11 protein-coding genes are annotated in these 16,436 nt (G+C 39.2%); 4 read left to right on the forward strand and 7 right to left on the reverse strand.

Going from position 1 to position 16,436, the window contains the following annotated elements; genetic code table 11:
- Nucleotides 1-168: 168 nt before the first annotated feature.
- The 4 genes from AC6UDB_RS05450 (at nucleotide 169) to AC6UDB_RS05465 (ending at nucleotide 9,671) form a co-directional block, all read left to right on the forward strand.
- Complete coding sequence (locus AC6UDB_RS05450) at nucleotides 169-744, forward strand: NAD(P)H-binding protein (protein ID WP_500709369.1); 576 nt, start codon at nucleotides 169-171, stop codon at nucleotides 742-744.
- A complete protein-coding gene (locus AC6UDB_RS05455) occupies nucleotides 744-4,328 on the forward strand; it encodes a PD-(D/E)XK nuclease family protein (RefSeq protein ID WP_500709370.1) in 3,585 nt (1,194 codons plus the stop codon). The genes AC6UDB_RS05450 and AC6UDB_RS05455 overlap by 1 nt, the downstream gene beginning before the upstream one ends.
- Nucleotides 4,315-8,040: a helicase-exonuclease AddAB subunit AddA gene (gene addA / locus AC6UDB_RS05460; protein ID WP_500709372.1), complete on the forward strand. Its 3,726-nt coding sequence runs from the start codon at nucleotides 4,315-4,317 to the stop codon at nucleotides 8,038-8,040. The genes AC6UDB_RS05455 and addA overlap by 14 nt, the downstream gene beginning before the upstream one ends.
- A 272-nt stretch (nucleotides 8,041-8,312) precedes the next feature.
- Nucleotides 8,313-9,671, forward strand: a complete 1,359-nt coding sequence (locus tag AC6UDB_RS05465) for a cytosine permease (protein WP_500709373.1) — start codon at nucleotides 8,313-8,315, stop codon at nucleotides 9,669-9,671.
- Nucleotides 9,672-9,725: 54 nt separating this feature from the next.
- Here AC6UDB_RS05465 and AC6UDB_RS05470 read toward each other — a convergent pair whose 3' ends face one another.
- The 7 genes from AC6UDB_RS05470 to AC6UDB_RS05500 form a co-directional block, all read right to left on the reverse strand.
- Nucleotides 9,726-11,441, reverse strand: coding sequence for an ABC transporter ATP-binding protein (locus AC6UDB_RS05470; RefSeq protein WP_500709374.1), 1,716 nt, complete (start codon nucleotides 11,439-11,441; stop codon nucleotides 9,726-9,728).
- Nucleotides 11,442-11,517: 76 nt separating this feature from the next.
- Nucleotides 11,518-14,124, reverse strand: a complete 2,607-nt coding sequence (lanKC, locus tag AC6UDB_RS05475) for a class III lanthionine synthetase LanKC (RefSeq protein WP_500709375.1) — start codon at nucleotides 14,122-14,124, stop codon at nucleotides 11,518-11,520.
- A 50-nt stretch (nucleotides 14,125-14,174) separates the two neighbouring features.
- Nucleotides 14,175-14,312 (reverse strand): class III lanthipeptide, encoded by a 138-nt coding sequence (locus AC6UDB_RS05480; RefSeq protein ID WP_500709376.1) that lies wholly within the window; start codon nucleotides 14,310-14,312, stop codon nucleotides 14,175-14,177.
- 17 nt (nucleotides 14,313-14,329) lie between these two features.
- Nucleotides 14,330-14,461: a class III lanthipeptide gene (locus tag AC6UDB_RS05485; protein ID WP_500694267.1), complete on the reverse strand. Its 132-nt coding sequence runs from the start codon at nucleotides 14,459-14,461 to the stop codon at nucleotides 14,330-14,332.
- A 22-nt stretch (nucleotides 14,462-14,483) separates the two neighbouring features.
- A complete protein-coding gene (locus AC6UDB_RS05490) occupies nucleotides 14,484-14,621 on the reverse strand; it encodes a hypothetical protein (RefSeq protein WP_500694268.1) in 138 nt (45 codons plus the stop codon).
- A gap of 256 nt (nucleotides 14,622-14,877) precedes the next feature.
- Nucleotides 14,878-16,014, reverse strand: coding sequence for a recombinase RecA (gene recA / locus AC6UDB_RS05495; RefSeq protein ID WP_500709377.1), 1,137 nt, complete (start codon nucleotides 16,012-16,014; stop codon nucleotides 14,878-14,880).
- Between the two features lie 112 nt (nucleotides 16,015-16,126).
- Nucleotides 16,127-16,360 (reverse strand): hypothetical protein, encoded by a 234-nt coding sequence (locus tag AC6UDB_RS05500; protein ID WP_500707565.1) that lies wholly within the window; start codon nucleotides 16,358-16,360, stop codon nucleotides 16,127-16,129.
- Between the last annotated feature and the right edge of the window lie 76 nt (nucleotides 16,361-16,436).

Consider the following 16,436-nt stretch of genomic DNA (forward strand, 5'->3'; position numbering starts at 1 on the left):
AACTCCTATCAAATTAATATTCGGTTTTTCAAAAACGAATTACGATAATAGGATAACACAAAGTTAAAATGTGTCAAATCACGAACGATCCTAATTACAGTGCAAAAATCGTGCATTAACGTCCGTTGACATGTTTGTTAGAATTAGAGTATGAATGGAGTTTTAGAGATGAAGAAGATTTTATTATTAGGAAATACTCCGGCCGAACAAATGGTCTTTAACTATTTTAATAGAAGTAATAAATTTCAGGTTTTTGAGATTACCGCGGGCGATTTTACTAAGGAACGGACGTATCAGGGACACTTAAAGGATGTTGATATCGTGGTTTCTTTTTTGGGACCGATGGACGTCGATTTGGACATGGAAGCGTTGTTTTCCGTGATTTATTCGCACCGCCTTCAACTAAAACGAGTCATTTTTCTCTCGGTAGCGGGCATTGACAAAGAAGTTGACGGAAAGCTGGATTACCCCGGGGTTGACGACGTTTCCGAGTTTTTAAAGCAGCAGCAGTACGCCGTAAAAGTCATTGATGAATCGGAAATCCCCTACACCGTGTTTCGCTTGGTTAACGTAGTTAATACCAAACACAACGATGGTCATACGATTGAAGAGGGAAAGTCCGTTCCGGTTGGAGACGTTTCCCATGAAACGGTTGCACATTTTGTAATTGACGCAATCGTGAACGAGAAATTTATCAATCAGTCACAAGCACTCATTGAGGAGCGTTCAGAAAGGAAAGCATAATGGCACTACAATTTGTTTTAGGCAAAGCCAGTAACGATCATTTTAAAAAAGTGGTCGGCGATCTTGATCAGTCCATGCAGCAACATCCAAATGATGCTTATTTTTATTTGGTACCGAATCACATCAAGTTTGAGTCCGAACTAGGGACGCTGAAACAATTGAATCATAAGCAGCAGAGCACGTTTGCTGAGACACGGGTCCAGGTCTTTTCCTTTTCACGATTGATGTGGTATTTTCTCGGCAACAGTAAGGAGTATCAACTACCTCGGCTTTCAAAAGATGCCATCAACATGATCATTTTCCAGATTATTGAAAATCAACAGGAACAATTATCCGTATTTAAGGGCGAGGGAGCCCAACCAGGATTTATTTCGCAGGTGGCTGATCAGATTAACGAACTGCAGCAGGGCAAGATTGACCCCGATACGTTGGATAAGATTGCTGATCTTGATCCTGGAACGATTAATCCCGAGTTACAGGGGAAACTGAAAGACAGTAGTGTGATTTATCGCGAATTCTTGAAAAAAACGGACGGAAAATATGTCTACAGCTCACAGACTTTGACAATGTTAAACCAGTACCTGCTGAACACTGACCTGTCCCAGATGCATTTTTACATCAGTGGTTTCTCGCAGTTTTCCGCTTCGGAACTAGATATCGTTAAAACGTTGATTGATAAGGCTAAAGACATTACGATTGACCTCAACTTGGACCGTTCGTATCCAAATGAAATGCCCGATAACTCGGCCTTCTTTTTGCGTTCGGGAAGACTATACAATCAGTTGTACCAGTACGCTAAGGCAATTGGGGTCAAAATCATGACCGATCAGTACGCGGGCGACTGTCGTTGTAGTGACGGCATTAAGGAACTAGAGGACTACTGGATTTCAAGTAGTCAAGTGGGCTTCCCAATTTTGCCGAACACGAATGGCAACTCGGACCTCGAACTTTTTCGGGCTGATTCCAATTATGACGAGTTGATGAACATTGCGACCATGATTCGTCAGATGGTTGCCACGGGACGCTTTCGTTACTCCGATTTCATGGTGGTTACCAGACATTTGGACAAGTATCAAAACGTCATTGATCCCATTTTTCAGATGCAACAAATTCCATATTTCGTAGACATTCAGAAACACATGAACAATCATCCCTTAGTGGAACTAATTGACGCGTTGTTTTCCATCTATCGTACCGATCGGAAACGGAATTACCGCTACGACGATGTGATGCGATTACTAAAGTCAGAATTGTTACTGCCAAGGGATCAAGACGGAAAGCCGATGAACATTGACCGTTACCGCCGCTGTCTTTCGTTGTGTGAAAATTTAGTCCTAAAGAATGGCTACGAGGGGAAACGCTGGACTCAGGACGAAGACTGGGAGTACGCCACCGTTTCTGATAATGATACGGGGATTGTGTCAAATCGAAATAAGGAAATCTCCACTGACATCAACGTCATTCGCCACTTTGTAAAAGAAACGTTACCACCATTTTATAAGAAAATGGCGCAAGCCAAGACGGGAAAAGATGCTGCCAACCTGCTGTACCAATTTTTGGATGAAAATGGTGTAATTAATGAACTAAAACACTGGCAGGATCATGCCACTGAACGTGGTGACCTACAGGAAGCTGGTCAGTCGGAACAAGTTTGGAACACGCTGTGCGGTTTACTGGACGACTTTGTTACTTTTTTGGGTGATCATCCCTTTGAGATGGACACCTTCCTGGACCTCTTAAAGGCTGGTTTTGAAGGTGCTTCGTACTCCCAGATTCCATCAACCTTGGATCAGGTCACAATCTCTGAAACCGGACTAGTCCAATTGAACGATAAAAAAGTGACCTTTGTAATGGGAGCTGACGACAATAGCATGCCAGCCACGATTGAAAACAATAGTCTTTTTAATGACGCTGATCGTGACCAGATGAATGATCACTTTACTGATGACCAGTATTTAAATGACAACAGTGAGACTCAGATGGTCAACGAACCCTATTTAAATTATTTAGCTTTCATGACTCCATCTGATAAATTGGTCTTTTCATACAACTTGGGTGGCGGAAAGGAAGACGTGACTCAGTCCATCTCACCGTACATCGCCAGAATTAGGGATCATTTTAACCTAAAAGAGCAACATGTAAGTGGGACGCCAGTATCTGATTCTAATGATGTTCGGCAGTTCATTGGTTCCAAGCGTGCCACCCTGAAGTTTTTGGTCAAGGCCGCACTCGATGCGAAGGTTAGTGGTAAAAAATTGAGTCCGGCTTGGAATCAGATTAAAGCGAACCTTGAAAATGACCCAACGATGCGGACCATCACGCAGAAGTTACTTGGCAGTCTGACGTATGAGAACGTGCCAGTTTCTTTGAAGCCACAAATTGTGACGGGTCTGTACGGGAACACGATTAATACCTCCATTTCTAAGCTAGAAGAATTCTACTATGATCCGTACGAATACTTTTTGAAGTATGGACTGCGACTAAGAGAACGAGACGAGTTTAACCTTGATCCCAGTAGTACGGGAACGTTCTACCACGAGTCTCTTGATGAACTGGTCAAGAAGATTAATGCCGAACACATTGACATTACTAAGTTAACCAACGAACAGATTAAAAACATGGTAACTGAAATCACAGATACCATTATTGAAAACGACCCGAACCTGCAGTACGAAATTCTGAAGAGTTCCAACCGGATGGAGTACATTGCTAGGCAGTTAGTTCAAACCGTGATTCAGATGGCGACGGCACTTAGAGACCAGTCCCATTACACCAAGATGCGGCCGAAAAACACCGAGGTCATCTTTGGTGAACCCGGAAAACCAAATGGCATTGACGGTCTGAACTTTGATTTAGGCAGTCAGCACTCGGTGAACGTGCGGGGTCGAATTGACCGGATTGACCAGATGTTCATTGATGGGACTGAATATCTTGGAGTGGTCGACTATAAATCTGGTGAAAAGAAGATTGATTTGTCGGAAGCCTATGACGGAACGCGGATGCAGATGATGACTTACCTTGATGCGTTGCTACGAAATCAGGACAAGCTGTCTACTACTGACAAGGTGAAGTTAGCGGGAGCGCTCTACATGCACATCTTTGACCCGATTTTGAAGCCGCAAGACGTTAAGAATTTTGATGATCCGAAGCAGCTGGAAGCCGCATTGATGAAGGCTCATAAGTACACGGGCCTCTTGGTTAATAACGACAGTATGTTAAAAGACATGGTCAATAACATTGACGATGCCGGTAATATTTATCCCTATCAGTTTACCAGCAAGGGTGATTTATACAGTAATGCGGTCAAGACCAGCATTGTTGAACCACGTGACTTGGACCTCTTACTGAAGCGGACTGAGGATCGGATTAAGAATGCCGGTAAGCAGATTTTTGCCGGAAACATTAAATTGGAACCGTCTCAGTATAAAGACCAATCCAAGATTATTTATTCTCCCTATAAACCGGTGATGCAGTTTGACCCATTATTAACTGAAAATAACTATCGAATTGTGAAAGACATGGGGAACAACAAGGACGTGATTGACTTCTTAAGAAAGGAGGTACGTGATAATGGCGAACAATAGTATGAATTTTACCCCCGAACAAGAAAAAGCTATTACGGAAAAGTTCCCGGGAAATGCGCTAGTGTCGGCCTCGGCTGGCTCGGGAAAAACGCGGGTGCTGGTTCAAAGAGTCTTAAATAAGGTTGAACACGGCGTTGACGTCGATCATCTATTGATTGTGACGTTCACGAAGGCCGCTGCTAAGGAGATGCAGGACCGCATTAAAAAGGGTCTCCAGGATCAAATTAATCAGGCCAGTGACAATGCACAAAAACGAAACTTGGTCAAACAAATTCGGAAGTTGTCAGTGGCCCACATTTCAACGATGGATGCTTTTTGTCAGTGGTTGGTCCAGAAGTACTACTACGCCATTGACCTAGATCCCAACTTTCGGATTTTGGCCGACCGAACGGAGCTGGAGATGCTCCGGGATACCGTTTGGGAAGACGTGCGCGAAAACCTGTACGGAGACGATGAGGATGGGTCATTTGCCAGATTAACCCGCAATTTTTCAAGTGATCGGGGTGACGACGGTTTAACCGACGTAGTTCTGGGACTTTATGATTTCGCAAACGTTGATCGAGATCCAGTGGCGTGGTTAGATAAGCTTTCAGGCTTGTACCAGATGGACGGTAGTATCACTCAGAGTGCGTTTTACCAGAAGTACCTCCTCCCAGAACTTCAAAACAAAATGAAGCAGGCCCTTAGTTTACTTGAACAGTCCCGTCAGGAATTTTTAAACGGTGCCATGTCTGATCGGGCCGATTTGGTTGAAGCTGACATTAAAAAGTTGAATCAGATTTACGATCGGTTGAAAACGGCGGACTGGGATGCTCTCTATGATGTATTTCATGATTTTAAACTGGGAACCATGTCTCGGAAAAAGGTGGATGATTCCCAAAAAGAATTCAAGAAACAAGCCATGGAACTGCGTAAAAATGCTGATGATACGATCAAAAAGAACCTTACCAATCGATACTTTTTTGCCAAACAGGCAAACAATCTAGATGTGATTCATCATTCTGAAACCATCGTTAACAAATTAGTGGACGTCGTTAAGACGTTTTCGACGCGCTATGCTGAGGTCAAAAAACAAAAGCACGCCTACGAATTTATTGATATTGAGCACTTTGCGTTAAACATTTTGACGGGGAAGGGCAAGGACAGTCCTGAAATTCAACATCAGTTTCAGAACTACTTTAATGAAATCATGGTTGATGAGTATCAGGATAATAATCGTCTTCAAGACGCCATTTTAAACGCCATGAAGAATCCGAAACATGAGAACATGTTTATGGTAGGAGACGTCAAGCAGTCGATTTATCGTTTCCGGTTGGCCGATCCCGGGATGTTTCTGGAAAAACTAGACGATTATCAAGAATCCGATAATCCGGATACGGCGGTCGTTTTGGCCGATAATTTCCGTTCGGCCAAAAACGTCGATGACTTTACCAACTTAGTCTTTTCTCAAATCATGGACCGGGGTCTTGGTGAGATGAACTATACCGGCAACGCCAAGTTGAAGTACGGGGCCACTTACTACGGTGACGACGTTCAATCAAACGCCAATATCATGATGTACGTTGATGATTCAGACCATGATGACGACGATCTGACCCTTGAACCAGACAGTAGTTCTGAAGGTCAGGTTAAAATGGTCGCCGATCAAATCCAGGACTTAATGAAAAAGAAGATACAGATCTACGACAAGGCCACGCACGAGATGCGTGACATTCGTTACGGTGATATTGCCATCTTGGAACCAACCCGTAAGAACAATTTAGATATTTCCAAGGAATTTGCCCAAAAACAGATCCCACTTTCAATTGATGGTGGCGAGAGCTACTTTAAAACCACTGAAGTTCAGATTATGATGTCACTCTTACAGATTATTGATAATCCTTATCAAGATATTCCGCTCGCGGCTGTCCTGCGTTCGCCAATCGTGGGAATGGATGAAAATGAGATGGCTTATCTGCGAATTAACCATAAGACTGGTGACTATTTCACGTCGCTTCTTGATTTCTACCACAACTATCCGACACAGGAACCAACCGAATTCGGGAACTTGGTTTCCAAAAAAGTGCAGTTGTTCTTGGACCAACTGAATGATTTTAAGGACTTTGCGACAAAGCATGAGCTTTCGGACTTGATCTGGCACATTTACAGTGTGACGGGTTTCTTGGACTACGTTGGTGGGATGCCAGCTGGAAAGAAGCGCCAGGCTAACCTGCACGCTTTGTACGAACGGGCCGCTGAATACGAAAAGAGTAGTTTTAAGGGCTTGTTTGCCTTCGTGCAGTTTGTGAAACGACTGCAGGACAAGGATGACGATTTAGCGGAGGCCCCTGCAGAAGTTGAGACCGACTCGGTCCACGTCATGACGATTCACGGTAGCAAAGGGCTGGAATTTCCGGTGGTCTTTTTGATGGACGCTACCAAACAGTTCAATAACTCTGACAGCCGGGGAAACTACATTTTCAATAATAAATTGGGAATTGGGGTTAAATACTTAGACCAAAGAAAGCATGAACTTTTGCCCAGTTTGCAGTACGTGGCCATTAATGATCTAGAGTACAACAGTATGCTAGCCGAAGAGATGCGGCAGTTGTACGTTGCACTGACCCGGGCTGAGCAACAACTCTACATCACTGGGATTGTTAAGAATAAGAAGTCGGTTGAAGATGAGACCAAGAAGTGGGAACGCGCTTATCAGAGTTCAGACCTGGTCTTAAATCAGTCCACGAGAAGTAGTGCGAATAACTTTATGGACTGGATTGGGGCGGCCCTTGCTCGTCACCCAAACTACTATCAGGACCGTGGAAAAGTTGACGCCACCCACGTTTTGGCGAAGGATCCGACGAACTTTAAGGTCGAATTTGTGACGGCAAAGGATTTGAAGCAACCTGGGACGACCGAAACAAAGTCGGCCACAGAGGAACAGGAATTTCCAGCTGATCAAATTGATCAATCACAAATTAAGCAGATTATGGGGTTCAAATATCCATACAAAGCAGCTACTACCACCACTGCCTATCAGTCCGTTTCGGAAATCAAACGATTGTTTGATGATCCGGACAACATTCAGCTGGGAAGTGTCGCCGAAAGTCGTAACATGATTTTAAGGCGAACGCGATACAATAACTCAACGTTTATGCAGCCGCAGTTCATGCAATCAGTCGGACAACCCAACTCGATGGAGATTGGAACGGCAACGCATTTGATTTTGCAGAAGATTAACGTCAAAGAACCAGTTAATCACGAGACGGTTTCAGAACTCTTGGCGCAGCTGATTAATGATAAGTTAATTACGCCGGAGGTTGCCAAAAAGGTCAACGTTGATTCGGTTGTCGAGTTTTATCAAAGTGACCTAGGCAAACTAATTAAGGCTCATCCCGATCAACTTCATCGGGAAGTTCCGTTTTCACTGCTGGTTTCAGCCGACCAAATCTTCTCTGAATTTGAAAACGATTCAAAACAAAAGTTGTTGGTCCACGGAATTATTGATGGTTATCTTGATTTAGACGATGGACCCGTTCTGTTTGATTACAAGACCGATTTCGTTAATCCGAAGAAGCCGGATGAAAGTGTCAAGAAGATCATTGACCAGTATCGTGGTCAGGTAAATATCTATGGGATTGCTTTATCAGATATCTTGGGCAAACTGGTTAAAGACGAATATTTATACCTGCTATCAAATAATACTTTGCAGCGGGTTAGAGCTAAGAAGTAAATAATAAGAACGTCAGTCAAAAATGATTGGCGTTTTTATTTTCATAGAAAACGAACAATATTAGCTAACCAACTTAATTGATTCAAAGAAAAACGAATGATAGAATTTGTGGTAACTTAATGATTTGCCTAATGTAATTCAGAATTTTAGTAATTGAGGAGGCGTTCGAATTATTCGTTGTGAAGGATTCTTTCAGTGGTATACTTGAAATAAGTTGCAAATACGACCATCAGACAGTAAACCAAACCAGTCGTTAATAATTGGAGGATAAAATGGAGCGAAATAAGAAATATGCATTTGAGTCAATCCCAATTTCCGAACGAGACATGAATTATTGGGATATGTTTGCCACGTGGTTCGGAGCGAACGCTAACAACGGAACCTGGTTCATTGGTGGCGTGATTGCCGCCGCTGGTTTCTTTGGCGGAATTAGTTCCGCCGTCATTGCTTCGGCAATTGCCTTCGCGTTTTTGAGCATGGTGGGCTACATGGGATATCAAACGGGGGCATCGACCACGATCTTGTCCAGAGCTCCCTTTGGAATTCGGGGAAGTGTCGTGCCATCAGTCATTAATCTGACGCTCTTTATGGGGTGGACGGCCGTTAATACGTTTATCGCCGCTACTTCCCTTGCGTATCTGTTTCACAGTATGTTTGGCTGGGCGTTGTTTGGTCAACCCGGCGGTTACTTTGGGATTATTGTTGGAATTATCATCATGAGCATTCTGCACTTACTTAGTATTATTGCTGGTCCCAAGTCCGTTCAAATTATCGAACGAATTGGAGTGATTTTGGTAATTATTTTTGTGATTATCGAAGTCATCGTGGTCTTTCGTGACGTTTCGTTTTCACAGATTGCCAAGTATCAAGTTCCAATGAAAGCCCGGATGCCATTTGGGGTTGCCCTCGATACGATTGCTGCAGCTGCGCTTGGCTGGGTAGTTGGTGGAGCTGACTTTACCCGGTTCACTTCCAGTAAACGCATTGCCACCCAAGCTCCGTACGTTGGTGCCATTCTTGGGATGGTCAGCTTTGTCATCATCGGTCTGTGCACGACGCTGAGTGTTGCCTTGACGTCCGGAGTCTTCAATCCTAATAACTCCGATCCTAGTACGGTTGCTAATAAATTGGGACTAGGGGTTATTGCGATGGTTGTCATTGTTTTGACCAGTATGACTGCCAACGCCGTCAACATTCAGTCTGGTGGATCCGCTCTAAATAACCTAATTCCTAAGATTAGTTTGAATAAATCACTGTTTATCGTTACCATTTTGTCCATGATTTTGACACTGGTTCCTTTGATTAACGGTAGTTTCCTCGATGCCTTTACCGCATTTCTGAACTATACCGGGATGTTCCTTGGTCCAATTATTGCCATCTTGGTGGTTGATTACTTTGGCTTGTCAGATGGGAAATACGATTTGAAGGCTCTGAAAACACCTGCTGGAAAGTATTGGTACAAAAATGGAATTAACTGGTTTGCGATGTTATGTATCGCCATCGGGGTGGTATTGTACATTGCGTTAAACATGTTGCCAATTATTAAGGCGACGGTTGGAGCCACTTTCATTTCTATGATTGTGATTGCCATTATCTACTATGTTAGTAGTAAGTTAATGAGAAAAGCGTAATTAAATAACAAACTAAAAAAGCATCAAATCATTATGTAATGATTTGATGCTTTTTTAGTTTTTATCAATGAATTGTTCATTTACGAAGCGATGATATTCTGGAACTCGATTCATTAATTCTTCGTGGTTTCCAAAGCCTAATATTTTGTGACGGTCTAGAAAGTATATTTTATCGGCATTTATAATGGTTGAAAGTCTGTGTGCAATGGCAATAATTGTTTTGCCGGTCATCATCTTATCAATTTCATGTGTTACTAATTGTTCAGAATCAGAGTCCAGACTAGAAGTTGCTTCATCAAGAATTAGGAATTTAGGATGTTTTAAATATGCTCTAGCAATTTGTAATCGTTGTCTTTGTCCTCCAGATAATTTAAGTCCTTGTTCACCAATGATTGTTTTTATTCCATCTGGTAATGATGATACACAATTTTCTAAATCAGCAATTTTAATTGCTGTTAATATTTCTGATTTGCTTGGGATATTTACTAAACCAAGAACTAAGTTATCATAAAATGTTCCAGAAAAAATAGTGTTATCTTGAGTTACTACTCCAAAAAGCGAACGCCATTGCGAAATCGAAAAATTAGAAGCGTCATTGTCATCAAACAAAAGTTTTCCATATTGGATTGGGTAAAGTCTTGTTAATAAATTAATAATAGTGGTTTTCCCAGCGCCTGAGGGACCAACGATTGCAATTTTATCACCAGGAGTAAAATCCATTGAAACGTTACTTAGTACTAGGTGATTTTCATAAGAGAAAGATACATTTTCTAATTTAATAACAGAATTTTTTGAAGTGTTTTTAATAACAGGATTTTTATAGTTATTTTCTGGACTTAACTGTAAGATTTTAGTAATTTGTTTTGTTGCTCCCTTTGCTTGCTTGTAGCTTGCATAGAAATCAGCTATGACATTAATTGGTCCAATTACTTGGAATAGATACATTAGAAAAGCGACTAAGGTTCCAATGGAAAGAGTTCCAGCTGATACCCGAACACCACCGTACCAAATGATTATAATAATCAATAAAAGTCCAAACATGGTTTGAATTGGACCTGTTATAGCAAAAATTGCATTCATTTTTAGTGATAAATGATAAAGAGCATTTACATCTTTTTTGAATTTATTTTGGATACTATGTTCTGCGTTATTTAATTTAACCGCTCGAATGTTTCTAAGACTTTCAGAACTGGTTTCATTCATTTGAGCTAGTTTCTCTTGAGATTTAATTGAAACCTTCTCATCAATTATTCCAATTGGGATGGTAACCATCGCGTCTAGTGGAAATGCAATTAAGATAAGTAAAGATAGTTTCCAATCAAGTGAAAATAAAATTGCAAATGTTCCTACCACAGTAATTATCCCACTAATTGAAGAGGGGATTATTTCAGTAGTAAAGTTTTGAATTATTGAGGCATCATTAATAACTCTACTAGAAAGTTTTCCACTTAATTGGTTATCAAAATAGGTAGTTGGTAAATAAAGAAGATGATCTTGAATACGAGTGCGAATATTTGCAATTTGTTTGGCTCCTGAACGACTAAGCAAATATCCACTAATTGCTGTAAAAATGGCACTAAAAATTAGCAAGGCCAAAATTCCAATAATTGTCCACGTATTATTTTTTTGACTGAGTAACGATTTAATGTTGATAGCCTTACCAATTAATAGGGGAATAAATAAAGAAACTATTGTTCCAATCAGACTTAAACCGAGTCCAACGAAGAAGCCGGCATCTAGTTTAATGAAATTAATTTTTGTCTTTTTCATTATTTTCCTACTTTTAATTTATTTAAGAATTAATCATAATAAATGATTTTATACGATGACATTAATTTAATTTTGATTAGGAAAGAAACAGTTGATTTAAGACAGATTTAGGCACTGGCATCCATTTCCAAGCGTTATTATCTTTAATGCCTTGTAAGACAGTCATTAGACCAGCATTTCCAGTAAACAAATCATTTGAAAAACGATATCCATATGTTCCGGGTGACATAATATTATTATTAGAATCTACAAGCAGATAGTTTTCTAATGACTGGACTAATTTATCGATGTCGGATAATTTGTTTTTATTATCAATTCCTATAAGGATAATTCCACTGATCCCTCTGGTTAGTCCAGATGAGTATGTGCAGTAAGTTTGGAGATTTTTAGTGAATTGTTCTTGAAGGTTTAAATATTTTTCGTTTTGAAATTCATGTAAGCGCCTAATAAATTGGCTCAATACTAATCCGACACCAACTCCTCCTTCTCCCAGATATGGAAGTATTCTGGGAAAACCAATTGAATTATCCAAAATCTCTGCAGATTGTGAGTCGGAAATTTCAATGTTTTTATCTAGTTCAAAATTCAACATATCTTTGGCATTTTTCAGAGTTTCTTTGTTTTTTGTTACATCAAATAGTAGTAATAAAAATAAACTCGCGCCTGACCATCCATTCATTAATCCATAAGGAATGGTATCTTCATCATCTGGTTGAGTTCCCGAACCATTTATAAATAATGTATTTAAGCGGATCGCGATTAATTTACTCATTTCTAAAAATTTATTATTATTATTTTTTTTAAAGAAGGCTAGTAAACTTAAACCAATTCCGCTTAATCCAGAGTAAAGAGTGTAATCTGTTTCTTTTAAAATTCTATTTTTTTGATCAAGTATAAATTCAAGAAATTGGTTTGAATGTTCCTGTAAGTTTAAATCATCTAAAATAGACGCGATTCCTGAAATACCATTAAATAGTCCAAGACTGGTGTCTTCATTGAAGTGGCTAATAAGATTTTTGCTGCTATTATTAGCCCAATTGATTTCTTTTGTTAACTTTGTATTACTCCGATTTAATGCCATTAGTATTCCAAAACCACCATTAGCGATGTTAACTTTTCCAAGCTTGTCAATAAATTGTCTAATGTCACCACCTGAAAAACTATCATTTTGATTTGATGAATATTCAATTATTCCGGTTTTTAACCCATTGATGAGTTTGTCTACTGCTTTTATATTGATTTCAAATTTTGGGACGTCGAAAATGTTCTTTAATTTTGGAATGAAATTTTTACAATTCTTTTCTGTATTTTGTAATATATCAAGTGCTTTTTCTCCAAAATAATCTGTTATCCATTTATTTTGATTTTCTTCAATTTTTAAAGACAAATCAGAAACGAACTCAATCGGTAGTAACAAAAATCTTGAGATCCTCATGTAAGCAAACCAATCAGCACTTTTAAAGTCACTAATTTTAGAATTAACGTATCCCATAGTTTGTAGTTCTGGATGATATTCATTTGAGAGGAGGGTAGCAGTCTCAAAATCGATTAGTTTAATGTTATTGTTAGGAGTAACCATAATATTATTTGGATTTAAGTCACCAATAGCAAAACCAGCCTGATGAACTTCTGTGATTGCCACTTTTAATTGTTTGATTAATTGATCTATAAGTTTTAAATATTCATTTCGATTCTTTTCGTATGAGAAAGGAAAGTTTTCTGGAATGAAATCGGATAATGAATTTCCAGGAACAAATTCTTCAATCAAGTAATTATTTTCCCATATCTCAAAATAATCATAGACCTTAACTGTTCTGTTAATCCCATTTAATTTTTTTAGGGTATTGTATTCATTCTTTACACGGAAAAAACCATCATTCCCTTGTGCATCAATTCCAGACTGTTTTCGCCCCTCCTTCATTACATAATTTTTACCATCTTTTGTGACTTGATAGACGCCGCCACCATTACTAAAGTGAATTGCGGAAATAACCTCATAGCGTTTGAATTTAGTTAAATCAATTTTGGAATATTCAATCGTTTGTATTTTATCCATTTTTTTAATTTCTTTTGGTTCAGAAATAAATGAGGGAACGTTATAGTATGGAACCCTTAAGTCTGGCACTAACTCTCCATTTGGATTTTTGATTCCCATGATCGTTTTTCCATCATGTACCATTGGCATTCCAATAAATCCCCCATACCTAAAGAAGATGTTGGAATTGTACCACTGTTTATCGTTTAAAATATATGCACCCTTGGGGATGTCATTGGTTAGGTCAGTTAGGGGACTTAATAGTTGAATAAATTGATCTTCATCTTTGGGGTAAATTGTTATGAATTTTCCACATGCAGATCGATCACCATATTTTGAATTTTTCATAATTAATTCTTTTTTGGTAGGAACAAATTTAAAAGAAATGTTATTTTCTATCAAATACGGTGTGATTTGGTCCAATGTTTTTTGCGCGTAATCAATGGGAGATGTTACATGAATTTTCCACCCTTGGTTTGGCAGTTGTCTATTTTTATTGATAAAATAATTCCAATTTTTATCGATATGATGATTCCATTTATCCTTGTCGTGAATAGTAACTTTATAAATTAAACTGTTTGTTTCGGCTGTGGTGGGTTGATAAAATAATGATCCTTTTTTTAAATAATCTAAATATCTTAAATCCATAACTACATCCTTTAAGTTTAAAATAAAAAGAGAGTCCTATTAGGGCTCTCTTATCTCTTGCATATAAGAATACTAACGTCACTGTTAATTGTGCATCCAACGCTCAGATGAGAACCCTTACGTCCTTTTCGGTGCTTTTTTCTTAATGCTACATTATCAAGTTGTTGTAATTGCAGAATAGGTTTCATGAAATGCTCCTATAGTATTATTTGCACATAATACTAATATTGCTGTTGTTGCCACATCCCATAACACTAATATGAGAATCTTTTTTCCCGCCAACAAGCTTCTTGGCATTTTTACCCACAGTCTTTTGGAGGTCTAGCAAAGTTTTCATAATAAATACACCTATTGTTAAATTACTGACAGAAGACACTTACATTGCTTCGAACATCACATTGAACACTGATATTACTTCGTACTCCGTGATGGTGATGACGACGCTTCTTCTTTAACTCCACGTTTGGTTGTGCTTGTAAATTAAGCAAGTACTTCATATTAAATCTTCCTTTCTTGTGAGAGGTTTAATTACCATAATTAATATAAATTAAACGATATAGAAAGTCAACAATTTTTTAAAGTTATAAAAATTGTTTTTTATAGTTGTGTAATTACACTGAAAATTCATTTGAGTATTCGATATTTGACTTATGTAGATTTAATTAAAATATTGTTTAAAGCTTTATCAAGATTATTATTTGTATTAAAAAAGCATCAAATCATTACATAATGATTTGATGCTTTTCCATTTAATTAAACGTCTAACTTAGTTTCGCTATCTTTTTTGGTACTTGCTTTGGTTGTTTTTTTAGTAGTGGCCTTATCGTCAGTTGACTTGGATTTTGTATCCTTGTTACTGTTATCGTCCTTTGATTCTTCATCATTGGCGATGCCATAGGCTTCTCTGACCTTATTCTTGATTTCTTCGACCATCTCGGGTTTGTCACGCAGGTTGGCTACGGTCTTGTTTAGACCCTGTCCCAGTCGTTCTTCACCATATGAATACCATGATCCAGATTTGTCGACGATGTCTTTGTCAACGGCTAAGTTGACCATATCGGCAATTGGTTCGATACCCTTTCCAAAACTCATCAAAGTGTCAACGGTCTTGAATGGGGGAGCCACCTTGTTCTTTACGACTTTAATCTTGGTTTCTCGACCAACGACGTCTTGACCTTCCTTTGATTGCTTACCAGAACTAACACGGAGTCGCACACTTGAGTAGAACTTAAGAGCCCGACCACCAGGAGTTGTTTCTGGGTTACCGAACATCACACCAACTTTTTCTCTTAGTTGGTTAATGAAGATAACGACTGTATTGGTCTTGTTGATACTGGAAGCTAATTTTCTAAGTGCCTGTGACATTAGACGAGCCTGCAAACCAACGTGAGAATCACCAATGTCACCCTCAATTTCAGACTTTGGAACTAGGGCAGCCACTGAGTCGACAACGATTAAGTCGATGGCCCCAGATTGTACCAATGCATCGGCAATTTGTAGCCCTTCTTCACCGGTTCCTGGTTGTGATAACAAGAGGTTGTCAATGTTAACTCCCAGACTGTTAGCATATTCCGGATCCATCGCGTTTTCGGCATCGATGTATGCGGCCGTTCCGCCAGCTTGTTGTAAAGCAGCAACGGTCTGAAGAGCGATCGTGGTTTTACCTGATGATTCGGCACCGAAGATCTCAACCACACGACCACGAGGGAATCCCCCAATGCCAAGAGCAATATCTAACGATAAAATACCGGTTGAAATGGAATCAACGTTTTGGTTAGGGGACTCACCCATCCGCATGATAGCACCGGTCCCAAATTCTTTTTTGATCTTGCTAAGTGCTTTATCGAGCTCGATTTGACGCCCGTCGACACTGTTTTTAGAATTTGCCATAAAATTCCTTTCTTTTTACATATTACATAATTGCGAACATACGTTTGGCTATTTAATATAATCAATTGTACACTAATAATTACGTAATTTCCAATTAAATTAAATCAATTAATTAGATTCGTTTATTAACGTAATAGGGCGAAGTTTGATCGTTATTTTTAGTATCTGATTGAGCGTTATCCGAAAGGAAAATATCGAATGATTTTTTGTCTTTTCCATGGACTACTACGACGTTTTTGGCCTCCACTTGTTTGTCACGGTAAAGTTGAGCAGAACGAACTGCATCATTATAGTCGTGAAAGTTTCCAAGTGAGTCGCCGGGATTGAAAAATACTGTTTCTGGCATAGTAATTACCACCTTTCTTCTACTATATTGTACCAGATTACGACCTTAATTATCTATTCGCAGGCTGATATGTGAG

It is taken from the genome of Fructilactobacillus sp. X3R2C1, assembly GCF_059901235.1.